This window comes from uncultured Williamsia sp., assembly GCF_947494875.1.
Lineage (GTDB): Bacteria > Actinomycetota > Actinomycetes > Mycobacteriales > Mycobacteriaceae > Williamsia_A.
Genome location: NZ_CANLWM010000002.1, coordinates 21618 through 44629, shown reverse-complemented (window position 1 = coordinate 44629; position 23012 = coordinate 21618). Strand labels below are relative to the sequence as shown.

Here is a 23012-nt window from a genome sequence, read left to right as displayed (position 1 = left end):
AGTCGCGGAGAATCTCCCCCCGATCCGCTGAGGCTTATCGGTGAGTTGACCCCGAGTCGGACATCACGCCGGCCGTCGCCGCGGCGATGCGGGCGCGGACCACGTCGACGACGGCCGGGTGGGCACCGAGGGGGCCCGCCATCCGCCAGGGGCGGCCGGTGCCGTCGAGGAGTCGCTCCACGCGGTCGGTGAGCGTGCCGGCGGAGAGGAACCAGGGTGCGACGAGGACCCGCGTCGCCCCGGCCGCACGCAGCCGGCCGTCCGCTGCGAGGACCGAGTCGGATCGGGTCGCGAACGCGACGTCCACGGCGACGTCGAGACCGCGCCGGGCCAGGGTGTCGGCGAGGTCTGCGCCGCGACGGACCGTCGCGGAATCGGCCGCGGCGTCGCTCGAGCCGACCGCGCACATCAGCACACCGTCACCCGTCTCGAGACCGGCGTCGAGCGCTCGGTCGGCGAGGGCGTCGGTGAGTCGGGGGTCGGCGAGGACCGGCGCATGCGCCGTGCGCAGCCCCGGTCGTGCCGATTCCGCGAGCAGCGCAGGCAGATCCACCCGGTTGTGGAACGCGTCGCCCAACAGCAGTGGTACGACGGCGACGTCGCCGTCGAGCCGGGCGAGGGCGTCGGGTACCGACGGCTCGTCGAGATCGAGGTAGGCCACCTCGACGCGGATCGCCGGGTCGTCCCGCTCGACCGCGTCCCGCACCTGCCGCGCCGTCGCGGCGAACCGCGGGTCGCGGCTGCCGTGGGCGACGAGGAGCGCGGTGGCGGACATCGACGGTGTCAGACCAGGGCGGACCGGCGCAGGCGGGCCAGCGCGTCACCGACGAGTCCCGCGGCCAGGGTGTTGCCGCCCTGTGGGTCGATGAGCAGGAAGCTGCCCGTCTCCCGGTTCACCTGGTAGTCGTCCGCGGCGACGGGCTCGGCGGTCTGCACCGACACCCGACCGATCTGGTTCAGCGCCAGCGACTCCGGCGCGTCCTGCACGCGGAGGTCCTGCTCGTCGAAGACCGCGTCGATCCCGCCGACGATGGCCGGCGTGGTGCGGGTCCCGTGCTTGAGGAGCAGGCGCGCACCCGGGTGCAGGGGCTTGTCGCCGAGCCAGCAGAGGGTCGCGGTGAACGTCGAGATCGGCTCCGGCGCGTCCGCGACGGCGGCGACGAGGTCACCGCGCGAGACGTCGAGATCGTCGGCGAGCAGCACGGTCACGCTGCGCCCCGTGTGCGCGGACTGCAGTGCGCCGTCGGCGGTGTCGATGCCGGCGACCGTGGTACGCAGGCCCGACGGCAGGACGACCACCTCGTCGCCGACATGGAGCTCACCGGCGGCGACCTGTCCGGCGTACCCGCGGTAGTCGGGGTGCTCGGGGGTGCGGGGACGGATCACGTACTGCACGGGGAAACGCGCACCGACCGGCGCGCGGTCGGGTTCGTTCGGCACGGACTCGAGGTGCTCGATGAGCGTCGGGCCGTCGTAGAACGCCGTCAGCGACGACCGCTCGGCGATGTTGTCGCCGCGCAGCGCCGAGACCGGGATGGCCTGGATGTGCTCGTCGTCCCAGCCGAGGGCGTGGGACAGCTCGGAGAACTCCGCGCGGATCCGCGCGAACGTCGCCTCGGCGTCATCGACGAGGTCGATCTTGTTGACCGCCAACACGAGTCGGCCCACACCCAGCAGAGCCATCACCGCGGCGTGCCGACGGGTCTGGGTGACGATGCCGTTGCGCGCGTCGACGAGCAGGATGACCAGCTGCGCGGTGGACGCGCCCGACACGGTGTTCCGCGTGTACTGCACGTGCCCCGGGGTGTCGGCGAGGACGAAGCTGCGCCGCGGGGTCGCGAAGTAGCGGTAGGCGACGTCGATGGTGATGCCCTGTTCGCGCTCGGCGCGCAGGCCATCGACGAGCAGCGACAGGTCCGGCGTGTCGAGACCGCGATCGACCGAGGCGCGGGTCACCGCGTCGATCTGGTCGGCGAGAACGGATTTCGTGTCGTACAGCAGCCGACCGACGAGCGTGGACTTCCCGTCGTCGACGCTGCCGGCGGTGGCTATGCGCAGCAGGTCGCTCATCAGAAGTAGCCCTCTCGCTTGCGGTCCTCCATGGCGGCCTCGGACACGCGGTCGTCGCCGCGGGTGGCCCCGCGCTCGGTCAGTCGCGACGCTGCCACCTCGGCCAGGACCGCTTCGTTGTCGGCGGCGTCGGACAGCACCGCGCCGGTGGTCGAGCCGTCGCCGACGGTGCGGTAGCGCACCGACAGTCGCTGCAGTTCCTCGCCGTCGCGGGGTCCGCCCCACGGTCCCGGGGTCATCCACATGCCGTCGCGCTGGAAGACCTCGCGCTCGTGGGCGTAGTAGATCGGCGGCAACAGCACCTGCTCGCGGGCGATGTAGCGCCAGACGTCGAGCTCGGTCCAGTTCGACAGCGGGAAGACGCGTACGTGTTCACCGGGTGCGTGGCGCCCGTTGTAGAGGTTCCACAGCTCAGGTCGTTGACGCTTGGGGTCCCACTGGCCGAAGGCGTTGCGCAGCGAGAAGATCCGCTCCTTGGCACGACTGCGCTCCTCGTCGCGTCGACCGCCGCCGAACACCGCGTCGAAGCGGTTCTCGGTGATGGCGTCGAGCAGCGGCACGGTCTGCAGCGGGTTGCGGACGCCGTCGGGGCGCTCGGTCAGGCGACCGTCGGCGAGGTAGTCCTCGACCTTGGCGACGTGCAGTCGCAGATTGTGCCGCGCGACCACCTCGTCGCGGAACGCGAGCACCTCGGGCAGGTTGTGACCGGTGTCGACGTGCAGCAACGCGAACGGGACCGGTGCGGGCCAGAACGCCTTGATGGCGAGGTGCAGCAGGACCGTCGAGTCCTTGCCGCCGGAGAACAGGATCACCGGGCGGTCGAACTCCCCGGCGACCTCACGGATGATGTGGATGCCCTCGCTCTCGAGGGCGTCCAGCGTGTCGTACCGGGTCTGGTCGCGATGTGTCGACGGCAGCGTGCTCACCTCGGTGTCGGGAACGGTCATGCGTGCAGCCCACATTCGGTCTTGGCGCGGCCGGCCCAGCGGCCACTGCGCGGATCGGAGCCCGGCTCGGGCTTCGCGGTGCAGGGCTCGCACCCGATGGAGGGGTAGCCCTCCTCGACGAGCGGGTTCACCAGCACGCCCCGGCTCTCGATGTAGTCCTGCATCTGCTCGTCGGTCCACGCCGCGATCGGGTTGATCTTGACGAGCCCGAAGGTCTCGTCGAACGAGATCAGCGGCGCGTTCGCCCGGGTGGGCGACTCGACACGGCGGATGCCGGTGACCCAGGCGCGGTATCCGGCGAGCGTGTTCTGCAGCGGGACCACCTTGCGCAGGCGGCAGCACTCGGCCGGATCGGACGCGAAGAGGTTGCGCCCCACCAACTCGTCCTGCTGGGCCACCGAGTGCTCCGGGGTGACGTTCACGATGTCGACGGCATAGACCTGCTCGACGGCGTCGCGGGTGCCGAGGGTCTCGGCGAAGTGGTAGCCGGTGTCGAGGAAGAGGACCTTCAGCTTCTCGCCGCCGAGGGCCTCGGGGGCGATCGAGTCGACGGCGAGGTCGACGAGCGCAGCGTCCTGCATGTTCGACGCGACGACGAAGTCGGACCCGAAGGTCTCCGCCGTCCACCGCAACAGGTCGCGGGGATCAGCGTCGGGACCGAGGTCGGCTGCCCCCTCGGCGGCCAGATCCCGCAGGGCCGCCTCGGCGCGGACTGCAGTGCTCATCGGAGATCCTCCTCGTCGGCACGGACGGCCCACTGTGCGAACCGCTCGCCGTCTTCGCGATACTTGACAAAGTTTCGCACCACGCGATCGATGTAGTCACCCAGTTCGTCGGTTGTGACCTTGTGCTGGCGGAGTTTGCGTCCGAACCCGGCGTCCTGGCCCAGACTCCCGCCGAGGTGCACCTGGAAGCCCTCGACGTGGTCGCCGTTCTCGTCCTCGACCAGCTGACCCTTGAAGCCGATGTCGGCGATCTGGGCGCGAGCGCACGAGTTGGGGCAGCCGTTGATGTTGACGGTGATGGGGACGTCCAGTTGCGCGTCGATGTCGGCCAGACGTTCCTCGAGCTCGGGCACGAGTGCCTGACTGCGCTTGCGCGTCTCGGTGAACGACAGCTTGCAGAACTCGATGCCCGAGCACGCGATCAGGTTCCGGCGCCAGCGCGACGGGCGTCCGTCGAGCCCGTGGGGCCGCAGGTCGTCGATCAGGGTGTCGACGGCGTCGTCGTGCACGTCGAGGACGACGAGCTTCTGGTACGGCGTGAACCGGATGCGGTCGGATCCGGCGCGGGCGGCGGCGTCGGCGACGGCCTGCAGGGTGCTGCCGGAGACGCGACCGGCGATGGCCGCGAAGCCGACGGCGTTGCGCCCGTTCTTGAGTCGCTGCACGCCGACGTGGTCGCGCGGCGCGGCGAGCGGCTCGGGCGCGGGGCCGTCCACCAGCTTCCGGCCGAGGTATTCGTCCTCGAGGACCTGGCGGAACTTCTCGACACCCCAGTCCTTGAGCAGGAACTTGAGGCGGGCCTTGGCGCGGAGGCGGCGGTAGCCGTAGTCGCGGAACAGGCTGACCACGCCTTCCCAGACGTCGGGGACCTCGTCGAGCGGGATCCATGCGCCGACGCGCTGCGCGAGCATCGGATTGGTCGACAGCCCGCCACCGACCCAGAGGTCGAGGCCCGGTCCGTGTTCGGGATGCACGACGCCGATGAACGCCACGTCGTTCACCTCGTGGGCGACGTCCTGCAGGCCGGAGATCGCCGTCTTGAACTTTCGGGGGAGGTTGGAGTAGGTCGGGTCGCCGACGTAGCGACGCACGATCTCGTCGATCGCGGGGGTCGGGTCGAGGACCTCGTCGACGGCCTCCCCGGCGAGCGGTGACCCGAGGACGACCCGGGGGGTGTCGCCGCAGGCCTCGGTGGTCTTGAGGCCGACGGCCTCGAGGCGCTGCCAGATGGTCGGCACGTCCTCGATGCGGATCCAGTGGTACTGCACGTTCTCGCGGTCGGAGAGGTCGGCGGTGTCGCGGGCGAACTCGGTGGAGATCTCACCGATGGTGCGCAGCTGCTCGGCGGACAGCGCGCCCGCGTCGCAGCGGACCCGCATCATGAAGTGGCTGTCCTCGAGGATGTCGATGTTCTCGTCGCCGGTCCACGTGCCGTCGTAGCCCTGGGCGCGCTGGGTGTAGAGGCCCCACCAGCGCAGCCGGCCCCGCAGGTCCTGCTTGTCGATGGAGTCGAACCCGCGGTGGGCGTAGATGTTCTCGACGCGGGCACGGACGTTGAGCGGGTTGTCGTCCTTCTTGACCTGCTCGTTGGGGTTCAACGGCTCGCGGTAGCCGAGCTTCCACTGGCCCTCGGCGCGACGCTTGGTCGGGCGGGGGCGTCGGGCGCGGGGGGCGGCGTTGTCGGCGTCGGTGGACGACGTCATGATCGATGCTCCTGGGGCTGTCGGCGCGGGCAGAGGGCACGCGGCCGGGGGTAGGGCGATACCGGGTGATGCGGTCGTCGGTCGGCCCGGAGGGCGACGTCGCCGGGTGCGCGACGGGACGGACGATCGGTCAGGATCGACAGAATGCGCTGCAGACGCGCTTGAGGTCTATGTGGCGACGTTCGGCCAGCCACACCCCGGGTGAGATCACGGTGCCCATGGTGCCACGGGCCTCCTCGACGGGTCTACTTGGGCTGATTTGGGATCAGCGTGATCGCAATCACGCCGTCGACGCAGCGCAACGCCGCGGCCACGGCCGACATTCCCCGCCGAGGACGACCGCGGGGACGAGGTCGATGATGGGCAGATGACCACAGTCGTCCCGTCGGCGCCCGACGCCCCGGCGCTGCACCTCGGTCGGGTCGACCCCGCGACACCGCTGGGCCTCTACGTGCACGTCCCGTTCTGCGCGACCCGCTGCGGGTACTGCGATTTCAACACCTACACACCGGGTGAACTCGGGTCGTCGTCGTCCCCGTCCTCGTGGCTCGCGGCGGTCCGCACCGAGCTGCGCCTCGCGGCAGCCGCGATGCAGCCCACCCGGCCGGTGTCGACGGTCTTCGTGGGTGGGGGCACGCCGTCGCTGCTGGGGGCCGACGGGCTGGCGGAGGTGATGGACGCGATCCGCGCGTCGTTCACCCTCGCCGACGATGCCGAGGTCACGACCGAGTCCAACCCGGAGAGCACCTCCCCGGCGTTCTTCGACGGTCTGCTCGTCGCCGGGTTCACGCGGGTGTCGCTGGGCATGCAGTCCGCGGCGCCTCATGTGCTCGCGACCCTCGACCGTGTCCACAGCCCGGGCCGAGCGGTGCAGGCCGCCCGCGAGGCCCGGGCGGCGGGGTTCGCGCACGTCAACCTCGACGTCATCTACGGGACGCCCGGTGAGCGCGCCTCGGACATGGACGCCACGCTGGACGCGGTGCTGTCGGCCGGTGTGGACCACGTCTCGGCGTACGCGCTGATCGTCGAGGACGGCACGGCCCTGGCGCGTCGGGTGCGACGCGGCGAGATCCCCGCGCCCGACGACGACGTCCTCGCCGACCGGTACGAGGCGATCGACGCGCGGCTGTCCGCGGCCGGGCTCGAGTGGTACGAGGTGTCGAACTGGGCTCGCGCCGGCGACGCCTCGGCGCGATGCCGCCACAACGTCGGCTACTGGGACTCGGCGGACTGGTGGGGCGTCGGACCGGGGTCGCACTCGCACGTCGCGGGGGTGCGGTTCGCCACGGTGAAGCACCCGGCCCGGCATGCCGCGGCCCTCGCCGACGGCACCCTCCCGCTGGCGACGGTCGAGACGCTCACCGCCGAGGAGCGCCACACCGAGCGGGTCATGCTCGCCGTGCGGAGACGGGAGGGGATCGCCCACGGCGACCTTCGGCCCGCAGAGGTCGCCGTCGCCGACCGGTTGACCGCCGACGGTCTCACCGAGTGGCGCGACGATCGGGTGGTTCTGTCCAGCCGTGGACGTCTGCTCGCGGACGCGGTGGTGCGGGAGCTGCTGGTCGCGGGGTGATGGGGGCGGTGTCCTCGGTGTCGCCGCCTGGCTCGGGCGCCTCCGGGTGCAGCGCGTCGAGGTCGAGCAGACGCGCGTGGATGATGTGCCGGTTCCGCAGGGCCGACCGGACCGCGCGGTGCAGGCCGTCCTCGAGGTACATCTCCCCGTGCCACCGCACGACGTGGGCGAACAGGTCGCCGTAGAACGTCGAGTCCTCCGACAGCAGTTTGTCCAAGGCGAGTGCCGTCGTCACGGTGGTGAGCTGGTCGAGCCGGAACTGTCGGGGCGGGATCTTCGCCCAGTCGCGGGTGGTCAGACCGTGGTCACGGTAGGGCTTGCCGTTGCGCACACCCTTGAAGATCACGAACCAGTCCTCCCGTGGCTGTCGGTGTCGCGTCGGACCGGGTTCACGGTAGGTGATCACCGGGCGCGGTGGGCGAGAGTGACCTGCGCCTCCACGTAAACTCGACGGATCGGACCCTGTCGTGCACGACGGGGTCGGCGCCGGACGCGGACGGAGGTGTGTGCCCATGTCGAGTACGGACGAACGACGGTTCGAGGTGTTGCGCGCGATCGTCACCGATTACGTCGCGACGCAGGAGCCGATCGGGTCGAAGGCCCTGGTGGACCGTCACCACCTGGGTGTGTCGAGCGCGACCATCCGCAACGACATGGCCGTGCTGGAGGCGGAGGGGTACATCGCCCAGCCGCACACCAGCTCCGGCCGCGTTCCGACCGACAAGGGCTACCGCCTGTTCGTCGACCGGATCTCCGAGATCAAGCCGCTGTCCGGTGTCGAACGCCGCGCGATCCTGAGCTTCCTGGACTCCGGCGTCGACCTCGACGACGTCCTGCGCCGGTCGGTGCGGCTCCTCGCGCAGCTGACCCGCCAGGTCGCGATCATCCAGTACCCGGTGCTCTCGTCGGCGACGGTGCGCCACCTCGAGGTCGTCGCGCTGAGCCCGTCGCGCCTGCTGCTGGTCGTCATCACCGACACCGGCCGCGTCGAACAGCGGATGGTCGATCTGGGCGAGGCACGCGACGACACCGACATCGCGCGGTTGCGCGACATGTTCTCCGCGGCGCTGCACGGCAAGCGGCTCGAGGTCGCCTCGAACGCCGTCGCCGAGCTGGCGACCGACGCCCCCGACGACATCCGTCCCGCGGTCATCCGCATCGCGACGGTCCTCGTCGACACCCTCGTCGAACGCAGCGACGACCGTCTCGTCCTCGGCGGCACCTCGAACCTGGCGCGGGCGGCTGCCGACTTCACGCCGGTCCAGGGCTCGATGGACTCGGTCCTCGAGGCCCTCGAGGAGCAGGTCGTGGTGCTCAAACTGCTCGCCGCGGCGGGCATGCCCGGGCAGGTCACCGTGCAGATCGGCGAGGAGACGAACACCGAGAACCTGCGCGGCGCCTCCGTCGTGTCCACCGGGTACGGTGCCCCGGGCACCGTGTTCGGCGGCCTGGGGGTCCTGGGGCCCACGCGGATGGACTACCCGGGGACGATCGCGTCGGTCGCCGCTGTTGCCCGATACGTCGGTGAGGTGCTGGCCGAGCGCTGAGCGCGCCGCACACCACCGACCCCTCCGAACCACCCAGTGCGAACTACCGAGTGAAGGACATGGCTTCCACCGTGGCACGTGACTACTACGGCACCCTGGGCATCGCGCCCGGTGCATCCGACGCGGAGATCAAGCGGGCCTACCGCAAGCTCGCCCGTGAGCTCCACCCCGACGTCAACCCCGACGGGGAGGCGCAGCAGCGCTTCGCCGAGGTGTCGACGGCGTACGAGGTCCTCTCCGATCCCGAGAAGCGTCGCATCGTCGACGCCGGAGGTGACCCGCTGGCGACCGCCGGGTCGGGCGGTGGCTTCGGCGGGTTCGGCGGCGGCGGACTCGGCGACGTCTTCGAGGCGTTCTTCGGCGCGGGCGCCGGCGGCGGCGGTCGGGCACCGCGCGGTCGCGTGCAACCTGGTTCCGACGCCCTCCTGCGGATGCAGCTCGACCTCGACGAGTGCGCCAAGGGTGTCTCCAAGGAGGTCACCGTCGACACCGCGGTGCTGTGCGACGTGTGCCACGGCCAGGGCGGCAACGAGGGCAGCAGGCCCGTCACCTGCGACATCTGCAAGGGCGCCGGCGAGATCCAGTCCGTACAACGTTCGTTCCTCGGGCAGGTCATGACGTCGCGGCCGTGCAACACCTGCAACGGCACCGGCCAGGTCATCCCCGACCCCTGCCGCAAGTGCGCCGGCGACGGTCGCGTGCGGTCGCGGCGGACCCTGACCGTCAAGATCCCCGCCGGCGTCGGCGAGGGAATGCGGGTCCGGCTGCAGGGACAGGGCGAGGTCGGCCCGGGCGGCGGCCCGGCCGGTGACCTCTACGTCGAGGTCATCCAGAAGCCGCACGAGGTGTTCATGCGCGACGGCGACGACCTGCACTGCACCGTGCGCGTGCCCATGGTCGACGCCGCCCTCGGCGCGTCTCTGGAGATCGACACCGTCCTCGACGGCCGTGCGACGGTCACCGTCGACGCCGGCACCCAGCCCGGACAGGTCGTGACCATCAAGGGCCAGGGGATGCCTCACCTGCACACCGGTGTCCGCGGGACGCTGCACGTCCACCTCGACGTCGTCGTCCCCACACGCCTCGACCACAAGCAGACCGACCGGCTCAAGGCGTACAAGGCCGTGGCCACCGGCGAGCGCCTCGAACTGGTGGACTCGCAGTCGGCGACCACCGGCGGACTGTTCTCGCGGCTGCGCAACGCGTTCGCCGGACGCTGACCTGACCGACGTCGTGACGCCGCCGCTGTTCTGGGTCGACGAGGTCCCCGGCGTGGGCGCCCTCGCCGACCTCGCGGGCGCCGAGGGGCATCACGCCGTGACGGTCACCCGCATCGTCGCCGGTGACCGGATCACCGTGTCCGACGGGGCCGGGACAATCGGTGACGCCGACGTCGAGGCGACACTCGCCAAGGATCGGCTGCGGTATCGCGTGGTCGGGCGACGCGTCGTCCCCTCACCCCGACCGCCGGTGACCCTGGTGCAGGCGCTGCCCAAGTCGGATCGCTCCGAGCTCACCGTCGAGCTGGCGACCGAGGCGGGCATCGACCGCATCGTGGCGTGGCAGAGCGCGCGATGCGTCACCCGCTGGGTGGGGTCGCGGGCGGAGAAGGGCATCCGCAAGTGGATGTCGACCGCCGCGACCGCCGCGAAGCAGAGCCGCCGTCCCCGCATCCCCACGGTCGACGGACCGGTCGGCACGCCCGGCGTCCGGGAGATCGTCTCGGAGGCGGTCGGAGCCGGCGGTGTGGCCGTCGTCCTGCACGAATCCGCGACGGAGGCGCTCGCGGAGGTGGCGCTGGACACGGCGACGTCGGTCGTGATCGTCGTCGGCCCCGAGGGTGGCATCGACCCCGGCGAACTCGAGGACCTGCGGGCGCTGGGAGCGCACGCGGTCCGGCTCGGCCCGGAGGTGCTGCGGACATCGACCGCCGCCGCGGTCGCCCTCGGCGCGATCGGTGTCCGCACCGACCGCTGGTCGGGTCGCTGAGATCGCAACGACGACATAGGCTCCCGGCGATGAGCGGATCACAGCGGTGACCACGCGGGTGAAGGTGCCCTACGGGCCCGGCGAGTCCCAGTTCGGGCATCTCTACATCCCGACCCCGCCCGAACCCGACGTCGACGGGATCCTGCCGCCCGTGCGGGTGGTGGTGGTGGTGCACGGCGGGTACTGGTCGACCGAGTTCGGGTTGATGGTCCAGACCCCGGTGGCCAAGGATCTGGCCGACCGCGGCGTCATCGTCTGGAACGTCGAGTACCGGCGGGCGGGGGAGCCCGGCGGCGGGTGGCCGCAGTCGGGGTACGACGTGACGAACGCCCTCCTCGCGCTCGACGGGCCCGTCCGCGACGCGGTGCCCCGCGAGATGCTCGCCGTCGTCGACCGCGACGTCGCGGTCGTCGCCCATTCGGCGGGCGGGCAGCTCGCGCTGTGGTCGGTGGCGCGGATCGGGGCACGGACCCGGTTCCTCACCATCTCGACGGTGATCGCGCAGGCACCGGCCTCGGACCTGGTACTCGTCGGACAGCGGGGGCACGAACGTCTCGCGACCTTCATGGGGGCGGACTACGCGGCCACACCACACCGCTACCGTGACGCCTCGCCCGCGCATCTCGAGCCGTTCCCCGCCCATGTCGTGGTGATCAGCGGGGACGAGGACGTGGCCGTGCCACCCGCGTTCAGCGCCGCTTACGTCGACGCCGTGAGTGCGCGGGGCCAGTCCGCCGAGCTGGTCCGCGTCCGCGGGGAGGGGCACGAGGCGTTCCTCGACCCGACGAGCCGGGTCCACCGGGAGACCCTCCGCCGACTCGGCGTCTGACCGGCGCCCGTCACCTCGCGCCCGACCTGCGACGACGGTGCGGAAACACGGTCGATCCCGACGCGCGCGCACGGGTAGACTCGACGGGTGCGCACTCGTCGACCCCGCCGGGTGTGGGAGATCTGACGAGGAGCGACTGCCTTAGTGACCGACGCCATCACCGCTGGCCGTGACCAGCGTGCGGAATCCAGCATGGAGGTGTCGCCGGACGTCGTCGTGGGCCTGCTCGGTACCGGCGACCGCAATCTGCGGGCCCTCGAGGGGCTGCTCGACGCCGATGTCCACGTGCGCGGCAACAGGGTCACCCTGACCGGTGCGCCGGCCGACGTCGCACTCGCCGAACGTGTTCTGGCCGAGCTGATCTCGATCGTCCGGCACGGCACCACCCTCACCCCGGACCTCGTGCGCCACAGCGTGACGATGATGTCCGACGGCTCCGGGGCGTCGCCCGCCGACGTGCTGAGCCTCGACATCATCTCGCGGCGCGGCAAGACGATCCGCCCCAAGACGCTCAACCAGAAGCGGTACGTCGACGCCATCGACACGAACACGATCGTCTTCGGCATGGGTCCCGCCGGTACCGGCAAGACCTACCTCGCCATGGCCAAGGCGGTCCAGGCGCTGCAGTCGAAGTCGGTCAGCCGCATCATCCTGACCCGACCGGCGGTCGAGGCGGGGGAGCGGCTGGGGTTCCTGCCCGGCACCCTCAACGACAAGATCGACCCGTATCTGCGGCCCCTGCACGACGCGCTGCACGACATGATGGACCCCGACGCGATCCCGAAGCTGATGGCGGCGGGCGTGATCGAGGTCGCGCCGCTGGCCTACATGCGTGGACGGACGCTCAACGACGCGTTCATCATCCTCGACGAGGCGCAGAACACGACCGGCGAGCAGATGAAGATGTTCCTCACCCGCCTGGGCTTCGGGTCGAAGGTCGTCGTCACCGGTGACGTCACCCAGGTCGACCTGCCCGGCGGCGCCGAGAGCGGCCTGCGGACGGCCGCCCGGATCCTCGACGGGATCGACGACATCCACTTCGCCACGCTGACCAGCTCGGACGTGGTGCGACACCGGCTCGTCGCCGACATCGTCGACGCGTACGGCCGGTTCGAGGAGTCGCAGGACATCGCGCGCGGCGGCAACCGTGCCGCGCGCCGAGCCGGTCCCGTCGGCCGTCGTTCGTGATCGGTGGCCCCGTCGTGATCGGATGGACGCCATGAGCATCGAGATCTCCAACGAGTCGGGCGTCGACGTCGACGAGGCGATGCTGGTCGCGGTGGCCGGGTTCGCGCTCGGGGCGATGGACGTGCACCCCGGCGCCGAGCTCTCGATGGTCCTCGTCGACGACGAGACCATGGCCGAGTTGCACGTGCGCTGGATGGACCTGCCCGGCCCGACCGACGTCATGAGCTTCCCGATGGACGAGTTGACCCCCGGCGGGCGCCCCGACGCACCCGACCCCGGCCCGGCGATGCTCGGCGACATCGTCCTGTGCCCGTCGTTCGCCGCCGCGCAGGCCGCGACGGCGCAGCACTCCGTCGACCACGAACTGGTGGTGCTCACCGTGCACGGGGTGCTCCACCTGCTCGGCTACGACCACGCGGAGCCGGACGAGGAGGCGGAGATGTTCGGCCTGCAGGGTCGGATCGTCGACGACTGGTACGTCGCGCGGCGCGAGGACGAGCGCCGACGTCGCCAGGAGGCCCGCGACTCGAGCCTGCTCGACCGCATCGGGTTCACCGCCGGCGACGCCCGCCGGGAGCGCTGACACCGTGGTCGTCACCGACATCTGGCTGATCGTCGTCGCGATCGCCCTCGTCCCGCTCGGCGGGTTGTTCGCCGCCATGGACACCGCGCTGCTCACCGTCTCGGTCGCCCGCGTGGACGACATGATCCGCGAGGACCGTCCGGGGTCGACCCGGTTGCGGCGGGTGCTGGTCGACCGCGCGACCTACGTCGGGCTCACGACCCTGCTGCGCATCGTCTGCGAGATCGCGTCGACCGCCATCGTCGCCGTCGTGCTGTTCGACGCCCTCTCGCCCGCCTACACCGTCCTCGTGACCGTCGCCGTGATGGCGATCGTCAGTTACGTCGTCGTCGGGGTGGGGCCGCGGACCCTGGGTCGGCAGCACGCCTACTCGATCGGTCTCGCGTCGGCGGCGGTGCTGCAGGCGCTCGGTTTCCTCATCCGACCGGTCACCAGGCTGCTCATCCTCCTCGGCAACGCGATCACCCCGGGCAAGGGATTCCGCAACGGCCCCTTCGCGACCGAGGTGGAACTGCGCGAACTCGTCGACATGGCCGAGGCGCGCGGTGTCGTCGACGCCGAGGAACGTCGGATGATCCAGTCCGTCTTCGACCTCGGCGACACCTCGGCACGCGAGGTGATGGTCCCGCGGCCGGAGATGATCTGGATCGAGTCGGACAAGACCCCGGCGCAGGCGATGAGCCTCGCCGTGCGGTCGGGCCACTCCCGTATCCCCGTCATCGGCGAGAACCCCGACGACGTGGTGGGGATCGTCTACCTCAAGGACCTCGCCGAACACGTCGTGTCCTCGAAGTGGTCCGGTGGGGGAGTGCGTGTGGCCGACGTCATGCGTCCCGCGGAGTTCATCCCCGACTCCAAACCGCTCGACAAGGTGCTGTCGGACATGCAGCGGCTGCGCAACCACATGGCGATGCTGGTCGACGAGTACGGCGGCATCGCCGGGCTGGTCACCATCGAGGACGTCCTCGAGGAGATCGTCGGCGAGATCAACGACGAGTACGACACCGACGAGGTGCCGCCGGTCGACGATCTCGGTGACGACCGCATCCGCGTCTCGACACGACTGCCCGTCGAGGACCTCGGAGAGCTGTTCGGGGTCGAGATCGACGACGACGAGGTCGACACCGTCGGCGGTCTCATCGCCCTCGAACTCGGCCGTGTGCCGTTGCCCGGGGCGCGGATCGAGACCCACGGGCTCGAGCTCGTCGCCGAGGGTGGACCGAATCGCCAGGGCCGCCTGCGGATCACCTCGGCCGTCGTGCGCCGCGTCGCGGCACCCGACGACGAGAGCGCCGACGCGCAGTCGTCCGACGATCACGCCGACGCCGCGGGTCGCGCATGAGCGACGAGTCCCGCCCGGGCGACACCGGATCGGGCGAGTTCCGTTCGGGTTTCGTGTGTTTCGTCGGGCGACCCAACACCGGCAAGTCGACGCTGACCAACGCCCTGGTCGGCGAGAAGATCGCCATCACGTCCAATCGTCCGCAGACCACACGGCACACCATCCGCGGCATCGTGAACCGACCGGACGCCCAGCTGGTGCTCGTCGACACCCCCGGTCTGCACCGGCCGCGGACCCTGCTCGGCCAACGCCTGAACGACCTGGTGCGCGACACCTACTCCGAGGTCGACGTCGTCGGGGTGTGCATCCCCGCCGACGAACCGATCGGCCCCGGTGACCGGTGGATCGTCGACCAGGTGACGCGGATGGCTCCGCGCACACCGCTTCTCGGCGTCGTGACCAAGATCGACCGTGTCACCCCGGATCGCGTCGCCAAGCAACTGCTGGTGCTGTCGGCGCTGCTCGGTCCCGAGCGTGAGGTGGTCCCCGTCTCCGCGAAGGCGGGCAAGCAGCTCGACGTCCTGTCCGACCTCCTCGTGTCGATGATGGAGCCGGGGCCGGCCTTCTACCCCGACGGCGAGCTCACCGACGAGCCCGAGCAGGTGCTCATGGCGGAGTTCATCCGGGAGGCGGCCCTCGAGGGCGTCCGTGACGAGCTCCCGCACTCGTTGGCGGTGGTGATCGAGGAGGTCATCGACCGAGAGGACCGTCCCGAGGACGCGCCACCGATGGTGGACGTCCACGCCATCCTCTACGTCGAGCGGTCGAGCCAGAAGGGGATCGTCATCGGGCACAAGGGTGCCCGTCTCAAGGAGGTCGGCACCGCGGCGCGCACGCAGATCGAGAAACTGCTGGGCACCAAGGTCTATCTCGACCTGCACGTGAAGGTGGCCAAGGACTGGCAGCGTGACCCGCGCCAGCTCCGCCGCATGGGGTTCTGAGTGGGTCGGCACGAGTCCGGTGAGGACGACGGCACCTCGCGGGACGCGGTCCTGCACCTGATCTCGACGCCGCGGTTCTGGATCGCCCCGATCGCCGCCGTCCTCGCCGTCATGTCGCTGCTGGCGGCCATGTACATGGGCGCGATCGTCGACACCGAGAAGAACCTGCACGGGTTCTCGATCGACCTGGTGAACGACGACGCCGGTGCATCCCAGGGCGACGACGCACCTCGCGCGGAGTTCGGGAAACAGGTCGCCGAGGGGATCGTGGCGGGGACGAAGGGCACCGGCATCGACATCCGTGTCACCGACCGCGCAGACGCCGTCGACCGGCTCGGGTCGGCGCAGTCCTACGGCGCGATCGTCATCCCGGCCGACTTCTCCCAGCAGGCCATCGACCTCGCCGGCTCGGTGATCGGGCGCGACACCCCGACCCCGCCGACGATCCAGGTGCTCACCAACCGACGGTCGGGGACGTTCGCGTCGTCGATCACGACCACCGCCGTCGATCGCATCGAGGCCCAGGTCAACGAGCAGTTCGGCAAGCAGCTGACGCAGACCGTGCGGGAACGGTTGGCGCAGAACCGGATCTCGTTCCCCGGCCTCGCCGCCTACGCGTTCGCGGCGCCCGTGGTGTTCGACGTCGTCGACGCCGACCCGCTGCCCGGCGGGGCCGCGAACGGGCTGTCCGCCTTCTACTTCACCATCCTGCTGGTGCTCGCCGGGTTCACCGGCGCCCTGATCGTGCACTCCCTCGTCGACGGGATGCTGGGGTTCATCCCCATCGAGATCGGGCCGCGCTTCCGGCTGCGCCCCCGTCTGCCGATCTCGCGTCGCGGCACCCTGGTCGCCAAGTGGTGGATCATGTTCGTCATCGCGATGCTGCAGTCCGCGTTGTATGTCGGGGTGTGCGCCGCCGTCGGGATGGACAACCCTGCGCCGTTCACGCTGTGGATGTACTCGACGCTCGCGATCACCACGGTCGGCGTCACGGCGTCGTCCGTGATGGCCCTGTTCGGGACGCCCGGGATGATCGTCAACCTCATCTTCTTCGTCATACTCGGACTGCCGTCGTCGGGTGGGGCGGTGCCGCTGGAGGCCAGCCCGCGGGTGTTCGGCTGGCTGGCCGAGGTCGAACCGATGCGCCAGATCTACCTCGGCGTCCGCTCGATCCTCTACTTCGGCGGCGACTTCCGCGCCGGTCTCGGCCACTCGCTGGTGGCCACGGGCATCGGCCTCGCCATCGGACTGCTCCTCGGTTCGATCGCCACCCGCCTCTACGACGGGAAGGGCTGGCGCCGCGAGCCCGAGTCCCCGACCCCGGCCGTGTCTCGGCGAGATGCCGAGACGGCGGTGGCAGACTGACCCGGTGAGGGTCTATCGGGACGAGGCGGTGGTGGTCCGGCAGCACAAGCTGGGCGAGGCCGACCGCATCGTGACCCTGCTGACCAAGCACAACGGTCTGGTCCGTGCGGTCGCCAAGGGGGTCCGCCGCACCCGGTCGAAGTTCGGGGCCCGGCTCGAGCCGTTCGCCCACGTCGACGTCATGCTGCACCCCGGCCGCAACCTCGACATCGTCACGCAGGTCCACAGCCTCGACGCGTTCGCCGCGCCCATCGTCGCCGACTACGGCCGCTACACCAGCGCCTGCGCGATCCTCGAGACCGCGGAACGGCTCGCCGGGGAGGAACGGGCGCCCGTCGACCGACTGCACTCGCTCACCGTCGGTGCCCTGCGGGCCATCGCCGACGGACGACGTCCCCGTGACTACGTGCTCGACGCGTTCCTGCTGCGCGCGATGGACTTCGCGGGCTGGATGCCGGCGCTCGACCGCTGCGCGCGCTGCGACGTGCCGGGACCGCACCGCGCGTTCCACGTCGCCGCCGGGGGAGCGGTGTGCCTGCACTGCCGCCCCCAGGGATCGGCGACACCGGCGCCCGGCGTCCTGGAACTGATGGAGGACCTGCACCGAGGTCGGTGGGAGCACACCGAGGGCGTCGCGGCCACGGTCCGTCGACAGACCAGCGGCCTGACCGCCGCGCACCTGCAGTGGCACCTCGAACGCCAGCTGCGCACCCTGCCGTTGATCGAACGCGAGGCGCCGCATCGCGCCGGGAAGGACGACAGCGATGGCGGTCCGACGCCGATCCGCGAAGCAGTCGGCTGACCCGACCCCCCGGGTCGTCCGGCCGCCGAGTCCACACCCGTCGGGTGCGCGACCGCCGGCGTTGCCGCCCGAGCTCGTCCCGCGGCACGTCGCGCTCGTGATGGACGGCAACGGCCGCTGGGCCACCGACCGGGGTCTGCCCCGCACCGAGGGCCACAAGCGCGGCGAGGCCGTGCTCATGGACACCGTCGAGGGCTGCATCGAACTCGGTGTCACGTGGCTCTCGGCGTACGCGTTCTCCACCGAGAACTGGTCACGCAGCCCGGAGGAGGTGCGCTTCCTCATGGGGTTCAACCGCGACGTGATCCGGCGGCGTCGCGATCAGATGCACGAGCTGGGCGTGCGGGTGCGCTGGGCCGGTCGCCGACCGCGCCTGTGGCGCAGCGTCATCAAGGAACTGGAGACGGCGGAGGAGATGACGAGGGACAACACCGTCATGAACCTCACCATGTGTGTGAACTACGGCGGCCGCGCCGAGATCGCCGACGCGGTGCGCGACATCGCGCGGCGGGTCGCCGCCGGCGACCTCGACCCCGAGCGCATCACCGAGGAGACCGTGGCCCGCCACCTCGACGAACCCGACATGCCCGACGTCGACCTGTTCCTGCGCCCGTCGGGGGAGCAGCGGACCTCGAATTTCCTGCTGTGGCAGTCGGCCTACGCGGAGATGGTCTACCAGGAGAAGCTCTTCCCCGACTTCGACCGTCGCGACCTGTGGGCCGCGTGCGTCGAATACGCCTCGCGCGACCGCCGATTCGGCGGCGTCGACCTGTCTCGGCCGGCGACGTGAGCGGGTCGAGCGCGGAGGCGCTGCTCGACCGCGTCGCGACCCTCCTCGCGTCCTCGTCGGAGGTGCTGCGCGGCGACGACGGCGTGTCGGCGACGGTGTCGTTCGACGGCACCCGCGCTGCGCTGCAGGCGATGTCGTTGGCCGACGGCCTCGACGTGGTGTCGGTGACGCAGGTCCTCGCGTGGGACCTGCCGAACACCGAGGCGCTGCGCGACGACATCGACCGTCTCGCCGGGGAGACCAGCTTCGGCAGCCTCAAGCGGGCGTCCGTCGACGGGGTGACGACCGACGTGCTGCAGAACTACACGTTCCCGGCAGGTGGTCTCGACGACTCCGCCCTGATCACCATGGTCACCCTGGTGCTGTCCATCGGTGCCGACCTGGCTCGGCGCCTCACCGACTGAGCCCCGTCCGGGCGGGTCAGGCGCGGGTGCAGGCGGCGCAGGTGCCGAACACCTCGACGGTGTGGCTGATGTCCCGGAAACCGAACCGGTCGGCGACGTCACGCGCCCAGTCCTCCACCGCGTCGGCCTGCACCTCGACCGCGGTGCCGCAGTCGCGGCACACGAGATGGTGATGGTGGTCGGTGGAGCACCGCCGGAACCGGGCCTCGCCGGAATCGGTGCGCAGCACGTCCACCTCGCCGGCGTCGGCGAGGGCCTGCAGGTTCCGGTACACCGTGGTCAGTCCGATGGACTGGCCGTCGGCGCGCAGCGCGTCGTGCAGCTCCTGTGCGGAGCGGAACTCGTCGACGGTGCCGAGGAGCTCGGCGATCGCATGGCGCTGTCGTGTCGACCGGACGCCGGGTGTGGCCGGGGCGGCGTCGCGGGTCACGGGCGGATCCGGTTCTCGCGGGCGTGGGCGACGGCGTCGGTGACGATGTGCGCGAGGTGGTCGTCGACGAGCCGGTAGAGGATCTCGCGCCCCGTCCGCTGCCCGACGACGACGCCGGCGGACTTGAGCACGCGCAGGTGCTGGCTGACGAGCGGCTGGGTGACGCCGAGCGTGCCGACGAGCTCGTGCACGCACTGCTCGCGGTCGAGCAGGGCGAGGACGATGGCGATCCTTACCGGTGCGGCGAGGGCCCGCAGCAACTCGCCCGCGCCCTCGAGGGCGGCCGCGTCGGGGCGGTCCGCGGCCCCGCCGGTCGTCGCGGGTCGGGTCGGTTCGTGCTCGACCCCGATGGTGGGTTCAGCCATGCGTTCCACGCTCCTTATCGGAAACGATTCTCATATGCGTGGTGGGGCATGTCAAGCGGCCGCGATCGTCGTGGGCGGCGTCGTGGACGCCGGTGCCCCGCGACTACGCTGGTCGGGTCCCTCACCCCTCGATCCCATGGAGTGCTGTCCACCGTGGCCGGACCAAGCAATCGCGTCGACGCCGTCGTCAACCTCTGCAAGCGGAGGGGACTGGTGTACCCGTGCGGCGAGATCTACGGCGGCACGAAGTCGGCATGGGACTACGGCCCGCTCGGTGTCGAGCTCAAGGACAACATCAAGCGCCAGTGGTGGCGCAGCATGGTCACCAGCCGCGACGACGTCGTCGGCCTCGACTCGTCGGTGATCCTGCCGCGACAGGTGTGGGAGGCGTCCGGCCACGTCGAGGTCTTCTCCGACCCGCTGGTCGAGTCGCTGCACACCCACAAGCGCTACCGGGCCGACCACCTCATCGAGGCCTACGAGATCAAGCACGGTCACCCGCCGGAGAACGGTCTCGCCGACATCAACGACCCGGAGACCGGCCAGCCCGGCAGCTGGACCGAGCCGCGCGCGTTCAGCGGCCTGATGAAGACCTACCTCGGTCCCGTGGACGACGAGGAGGGCCTGCACTACCTCCGCCCGGAGACCGCGCAGGGCATCTTCGTCAACTTCAAGAACGTGATGACCACCGCGCGCAAGAAGCCGCCGTTCGGCATCGCGCAGATCGGCAAGAGCTTCCGCAACGAGATCACGCCGGGCAACTTCATCTTCCGCACCCGGGAGTTCGAGCAGATGGAGATGGAGTTCTTCGTCAAGCCCGGCGAGGACGAGACCTGGCATCAGTACTGGATCGATCATCGCCTCGCCTGGTACGTCGACCTCGGCGTGGACCCGGACAACCTGCGTCTCTACGAGCACGCGCAGGAGAAGCTGTCGCACTACTCCAAGCGCACGGTCGACGTGGAGTACAAGTTCGGTTTCTCGGGCAACCCGTGGGGTGAACTCGAGGGCGTCGCCAACCGCACCGACTTCGACCTCTCGACGCACAGCAAACACTCCGGCGAGGACCTCTCCTTCTTCGACCAGGCCTCCGGTGAGCGGTACACGCCGTACGTCATCGAGCCCGCCGCCGGCCTGACACGGTCGCTGATGGCGTTCCTCGTCGACGCGCTGACCGAGGAGGAGGTGCCGAACGCCAAGGGCGGCACCGACACCCGCACCGTGCTGAAGCTGGACCGGCGCCTCGCCCCGGTGAAGGTCGCGGTGCTCCCGCTGTCGCGCAACGAGCAGCTGTCGCCGAAGGCCCGCGACCTCGCCGCCGAGCTGCGCAAGCACTGGAACGTCGACTTCGACGACGCGCAGGGCATCGGCAAGCGCTACCGCCGCCAGGACGAGATCGGCACGCCGTTCTGCGTCACCGTCGACTTCGACACCCTCGACGACCAGGCCGTCACGATCCGCGAGCGGGACACGATGAGCCAGCAGCGCATCGCGCTCGACCAGGTGGTGGGCCACCTCGCGGGTCAGCTGCTCGGCGCCTGAGGCGCACCGAGCGGTTTCCGCGCATCGCGGACGTCTGGGATAGTCGAGACCTGCAGACGAGTCGTGTGAGTGTGGAGAGTGGTGAGCGTGGTGAGTGGTGACGGGCCCGTGTCGGGCACGGTGGTGCATTACGACCCGAATCGTGGATTCGGCTTCCTGGCCCCGGAATCCGGTGGCGCGGACGTGTTCGTGCACATCAACGATCTGGACGTCGACGAGTCGGCGCTGAAGCCGGGCGCCCGCGTCGAGTTCGAGGTCGAGGACACCGACCGTGGGTCGAAGGCGGTCAACGTCTCCGTCACCGGCGCCGCACCGGCATCGTCGCCGACCGGCGGTCGGGACCGCCGCGACGACCACCGCGACCGTCCGCAGCGCGACCGCAACGAGCATCGTGGCGACCACCGCGACCGGGACCGTCGGCCGCGCCCCGCGCGCGGTGGTGACGGACCGAGCGACGCGGCGGGCCTCAGCGACGAGCTGACCGAACTCCTCCTCGACGCCTCGGGGACCCTGACCGCGTCCCAGATCATCGCGATCCGTCGCCGTGTCATCGACTTCGCCGTGGCGCGGGGATGGGTGACCGACTGATCTCGGACGCGGGAGTCGCGCCGGTCGTCTACGACGGGCACGCCCGCGCGCGGATGGTCGAGGAGGCGCCCAAGTCGTCGATCCTCTCCGGCACCCACAGCGACGACCGCGGAGACTTCTCGCGGGACCGCGCGCGGGTGTTGCACTGCGCGGCGCTGCGTCGCCTCGCCGACAAGACCCAGGTCGTCGGTCCGCGCGAGGGCGACACCCCGCGGACGCGTCTCACGCACTCCCTGGAGGTCGGGCAGATCGGCCGAGGGATCGCGTCGGGTCTGGGATGCGATCCCGACCTCGTCGAACTCGCCGGGTTGGCGCACGACATCGGGCACCCGCCCTACGGGCACAACGGCGAGCGGGCGCTCGACGAGGTCGCGTCGGGCATCGGCGGGTTCGAGGGCAACGCCCAGAACCTGCGGATCCTCACGCGCCTGGAACCGAAGGTGCTCTCCGACGACGGCCGCAGCGTGGGGTTGAACCTGACCCGCGCCTCCCTCGACGCGACCCTGAAGTACCCGTGGACACGTCCTGCGGCGGGCCGGAAGTTCGGTGCCTACGCCGACGACGAGGCCGTGCTCGCCTGGGTCCGGGACGGGGTGGGCGGCACCGCACGGTGCCTCGAGGCGCAGGTCATGGACTGGTCCGACGACGTGGCCTACTCGGTGCACGACGTCGAGGACGGCGTGATCTCGGGCCGGATCGACCTGCGGACCCTCGCCGACCCGTCGGATCAGGCCGCGCTGGCCGAGATCGGGGTGCGGGAGTTCGCCGGACTCGACGCCGGCGCGCTCGTCGAGGCTGCGGGGCGGCTCGCCGCGCTCGACGTGGTGCAGGACGCGGTGGGCTACGACGGCACCCTGCAGGGATCGGTCGCGCTGAAGCGACTCACCAGCGAACTCGTCGGGCGGTTCGCGTCGGCCGCCATCGCGCAGACGCGTCGGACATGGGGTGACGACCCGGTGGACCGTCGCAGCGCGTCGCTCTCGATCCCACCGCTGGTGGCGGCCGAGGTCGCCGTCCTCAAGACCGTCGCCCTGCAGTTCATCTTCTCCGACCTGCGGCACCGCGCCCACCAGGAACGGCAGCGTGACCGCATCCACCGCGTCGCGGACTGGCTCGGGCACGCCGCGCCCGGCGGCCTCGACCCGCTGCTCGTCCCCGAATGGGAGAACGCCCCCGACGACGCCGCGCGGCAGCGCGTCGTCGTCGACCAGATCGCGTCGATGACCGAGGGCCGCCTCGAGCGCACCGACCGTCAGAACTCCGGGGCGCAGGCGCACCTTGGCTGAGGC

At 70.8% G+C, this 23012-nt stretch carries 24 protein-coding genes; 16 read left to right on the top strand and 8 right to left on the bottom strand.

The window, feature by feature from the left end:
• Window positions 1–34: 34 nt before the first annotated feature.
• Genes Q1A98_RS05515 through Q1A98_RS05495 form a run of 5 tightly spaced genes read right to left on the bottom strand, consistent with a single transcriptional unit; the run spans window position 35 to window position 5445 of the window.
• Window positions 35–775: a sirohydrochlorin chelatase gene (locus Q1A98_RS05515; RefSeq protein ID WP_299570680.1), complete on the bottom strand. Its 741-nt coding sequence runs from the start codon at window positions 773–775 to the stop codon at window positions 35–37.
• 8 nt (window positions 776–783) lie between these two features.
• Window positions 784–2070: a GTP-binding protein gene (locus Q1A98_RS05510; RefSeq protein WP_299570678.1), complete on the bottom strand. Its 1287-nt coding sequence runs from the start codon at window positions 2068–2070 to the stop codon at window positions 784–786.
• The gene (gene cysD, locus Q1A98_RS05505) at window positions 2070–3017 is read right to left on the bottom strand and encodes a sulfate adenylyltransferase subunit CysD (protein WP_299570676.1); all 948 of its coding nucleotides are present in this window, start codon (window positions 3015–3017) and stop codon (window positions 2070–2072) included. The genes Q1A98_RS05510 and cysD overlap by 1 nt, the downstream gene beginning before the upstream one ends.
• Window positions 3014–3742: a phosphoadenylyl-sulfate reductase gene (locus Q1A98_RS05500; protein ID WP_299570675.1), complete on the bottom strand. Its 729-nt coding sequence runs from the start codon at window positions 3740–3742 to the stop codon at window positions 3014–3016. Before Q1A98_RS05500 ends, cysD begins: the two co-directional genes overlap by 4 nt.
• The gene (locus Q1A98_RS05495; protein ID WP_299570673.1) at window positions 3739–5445 is read right to left on the bottom strand and encodes a nitrite/sulfite reductase; all 1707 of its coding nucleotides are present in this window, start codon (window positions 5443–5445) and stop codon (window positions 3739–3741) included. Before Q1A98_RS05495 ends, Q1A98_RS05500 begins: the two co-directional genes overlap by 4 nt.
• Window positions 5446–5812: 367 nt before the next feature.
• Here Q1A98_RS05495 and hemW point away from each other — a divergent pair, with 367 nt between their 5' ends.
• Window positions 5813–7018, top strand: a complete 1206-nt coding sequence (gene hemW, locus Q1A98_RS05490) for a radical SAM family heme chaperone HemW (protein ID WP_299570671.1) — start codon at window positions 5813–5815, stop codon at window positions 7016–7018.
• Here the strand turns inward: hemW and Q1A98_RS05485 are convergent.
• Complete coding sequence (locus Q1A98_RS05485; protein ID WP_299570669.1) at window positions 6927–7364, bottom strand: type II toxin-antitoxin system VapB family antitoxin; 438 nt, start codon at window positions 7362–7364, stop codon at window positions 6927–6929. The two genes, hemW and Q1A98_RS05485, sit on opposite strands and share 92 nt — an antisense overlap.
• Window positions 7365–7530: 166 nt before the next feature.
• Between Q1A98_RS05485 and hrcA the strand changes: the two genes are divergently transcribed.
• The 12 genes from hrcA (at window position 7531) to Q1A98_RS05425 (ending at window position 18798) form a co-directional block, all read left to right on the top strand.
• Entirely contained in the window at window positions 7531–8565 is a 1035-nt protein-coding gene (gene hrcA / locus Q1A98_RS05480) for a heat-inducible transcriptional repressor HrcA (protein WP_299570668.1), read from the top strand.
• A gap of 71 nt (window positions 8566–8636) precedes the next feature.
• Window positions 8637–9785 carry a molecular chaperone DnaJ gene (gene dnaJ, locus Q1A98_RS05475; protein ID WP_299571808.1) on the top strand — a complete coding sequence of 383 codons (1149 nt, stop codon included), beginning with the start codon at window positions 8637–8639 and terminating at the stop codon, window positions 9783–9785.
• Window positions 9786–9798: 13 nt separating this feature from the next.
• Entirely contained in the window at window positions 9799–10554 is a 756-nt protein-coding gene (locus tag Q1A98_RS05470) for a 16S rRNA (uracil(1498)-N(3))-methyltransferase (RefSeq protein ID WP_299570666.1), read from the top strand.
• Between the two features lie 46 nt (window positions 10555–10600).
• Entirely contained in the window at window positions 10601–11383 is a 783-nt protein-coding gene (locus Q1A98_RS05465; protein ID WP_299570664.1) for an alpha/beta fold hydrolase, read from the top strand.
• A 192-nt stretch (window positions 11384–11575) separates the two neighbouring features.
• On the top strand, window positions 11576–12571 hold the full coding sequence (locus tag Q1A98_RS05460) for a PhoH family protein (protein WP_299571805.1): 996 nt from the start codon (window positions 11576–11578) through the stop codon (window positions 12569–12571).
• Between the two features lie 31 nt (window positions 12572–12602).
• Window positions 12603–13154, top strand: coding sequence for an rRNA maturation RNase YbeY (gene ybeY / locus Q1A98_RS05455; RefSeq protein ID WP_299570662.1), 552 nt, complete (start codon window positions 12603–12605; stop codon window positions 13152–13154).
• Between the two features lie 4 nt (window positions 13155–13158).
• Window positions 13159–14496 carry a hemolysin family protein gene (locus Q1A98_RS05450; protein ID WP_299570660.1) on the top strand — a complete coding sequence of 446 codons (1338 nt, stop codon included), beginning with the start codon at window positions 13159–13161 and terminating at the stop codon, window positions 14494–14496.
• Entirely contained in the window at window positions 14493–15437 is a 945-nt protein-coding gene (era, locus tag Q1A98_RS05445) for a GTPase Era (RefSeq protein WP_299570658.1), read from the top strand. The genes Q1A98_RS05450 and era overlap by 4 nt, the downstream gene beginning before the upstream one ends.
• A complete protein-coding gene (locus tag Q1A98_RS05440; protein WP_299570656.1) occupies window positions 15438–16802 on the top strand; it encodes a DUF3533 domain-containing protein in 1365 nt (454 codons plus the stop codon).
• Between the two features lie 4 nt (window positions 16803–16806).
• Window positions 16807–17604 carry a DNA repair protein RecO gene (recO, locus tag Q1A98_RS05435; RefSeq protein ID WP_299570654.1) on the top strand — a complete coding sequence of 266 codons (798 nt, stop codon included), beginning with the start codon at window positions 16807–16809 and terminating at the stop codon, window positions 17602–17604.
• A complete protein-coding gene (locus tag Q1A98_RS05430) occupies window positions 17567–18394 on the top strand; it encodes an isoprenyl transferase (protein ID WP_299570652.1) in 828 nt (275 codons plus the stop codon). Before recO ends, Q1A98_RS05430 begins: the two co-directional genes overlap by 38 nt.
• The gene (locus tag Q1A98_RS05425; protein ID WP_299570650.1) at window positions 18391–18798 is read left to right on the top strand and encodes a hypothetical protein; all 408 of its coding nucleotides are present in this window, start codon (window positions 18391–18393) and stop codon (window positions 18796–18798) included. Before Q1A98_RS05430 ends, Q1A98_RS05425 begins: the two co-directional genes overlap by 4 nt.
• Window positions 18799–18814: 16 nt before the next feature.
• Here Q1A98_RS05425 and Q1A98_RS05420 read toward each other — a convergent pair whose 3' ends face one another.
• Together Q1A98_RS05420 and Q1A98_RS05415 are read right to left on the bottom strand one after the other, a co-directional pair.
• Entirely contained in the window at window positions 18815–19228 is a 414-nt protein-coding gene (locus Q1A98_RS05420) for a Fur family transcriptional regulator (RefSeq protein ID WP_299570648.1), read from the bottom strand.
• Window positions 19225–19593, bottom strand: coding sequence for a metalloregulator ArsR/SmtB family transcription factor (locus Q1A98_RS05415; RefSeq protein WP_299570646.1), 369 nt, complete (start codon window positions 19591–19593; stop codon window positions 19225–19227). The genes Q1A98_RS05420 and Q1A98_RS05415 overlap by 4 nt, the downstream gene beginning before the upstream one ends.
• A gap of 153 nt (window positions 19594–19746) precedes the next feature.
• Here Q1A98_RS05415 and Q1A98_RS05410 point away from each other — a divergent pair, with 153 nt between their 5' ends.
• From Q1A98_RS05410 to Q1A98_RS05400, 3 genes are all read left to right on the top strand, one after another.
• Entirely contained in the window at window positions 19747–21135 is a 1389-nt protein-coding gene (locus Q1A98_RS05410; RefSeq protein WP_299570644.1) for a glycine--tRNA ligase, read from the top strand.
• A 90-nt stretch (window positions 21136–21225) separates the two neighbouring features.
• Complete coding sequence (locus Q1A98_RS05405; protein ID WP_299571803.1) at window positions 21226–21723, top strand: cold-shock protein; 498 nt, start codon at window positions 21226–21228, stop codon at window positions 21721–21723.
• Entirely contained in the window at window positions 21708–23009 is a 1302-nt protein-coding gene (locus tag Q1A98_RS05400; protein ID WP_299570642.1) for a deoxyguanosinetriphosphate triphosphohydrolase, read from the top strand. The genes Q1A98_RS05405 and Q1A98_RS05400 overlap by 16 nt, the downstream gene beginning before the upstream one ends.
• Window positions 23010–23012: the final 3 nt, after the last annotated feature.

Excerpts from the sequence above, each read along its gene's own strand:
- Q1A98_RS05515 (WP_299570680.1), bottom strand. The coding sequence starts at position 775 with ATGTCCGCCACCGCGCTCCTCGTCGCCCACGGCAGCCGCGACCCGCGG.
- cysD (WP_299570676.1), bottom strand. The coding sequence starts at position 3,017 with ATGACCGTTCCCGACACCGAGGTGAGCACGCTGCCGTCGACACATCGC.
- Q1A98_RS05510 (WP_299570678.1), bottom strand. The coding sequence starts at position 2,070 with ATGAGCGACCTGCTGCGCATAGCCACCGCCGGCAGCGTCGACGACGGG.
- era (WP_299570658.1), top strand. The coding sequence starts at position 14,493 with ATGAGCGACGAGTCCCGCCCGGGCGACACCGGATCGGGCGAGTTCCGT.
- hrcA (WP_299570668.1), top strand. The coding sequence starts at position 7,531 with ATGTCGAGTACGGACGAACGACGGTTCGAGGTGTTGCGCGCGATCGTC.
- Q1A98_RS05460 (WP_299571805.1), top strand. The coding sequence starts at position 11,576 with ATGGAGGTGTCGCCGGACGTCGTCGTGGGCCTGCTCGGTACCGGCGAC.
- Q1A98_RS05415 (WP_299570646.1), bottom strand. The coding sequence starts at position 19,593 with ATGGCTGAACCCACCATCGGGGTCGAGCACGAACCGACCCGACCCGCG.
- Q1A98_RS05500 (WP_299570675.1), bottom strand. The coding sequence starts at position 3,742 with ATGAGCACTGCAGTCCGCGCCGAGGCGGCCCTGCGGGATCTGGCCGCC.
- Q1A98_RS05495 (WP_299570673.1), bottom strand. The coding sequence starts at position 5,445 with ATGACGTCGTCCACCGACGCCGACAACGCCGCCCCCCGCGCCCGACGC.
- ybeY (WP_299570662.1), top strand. The coding sequence starts at position 12,603 with ATGAGCATCGAGATCTCCAACGAGTCGGGCGTCGACGTCGACGAGGCG.
- Q1A98_RS05400 (WP_299570642.1), top strand. The coding sequence starts at position 21,708 with ATGGGTGACCGACTGATCTCGGACGCGGGAGTCGCGCCGGTCGTCTAC.
- hemW (WP_299570671.1), top strand. The coding sequence starts at position 5,813 with ATGACCACAGTCGTCCCGTCGGCGCCCGACGCCCCGGCGCTGCACCTC.
- Q1A98_RS05430 (WP_299570652.1), top strand. The coding sequence starts at position 17,567 with ATGGCGGTCCGACGCCGATCCGCGAAGCAGTCGGCTGACCCGACCCCC.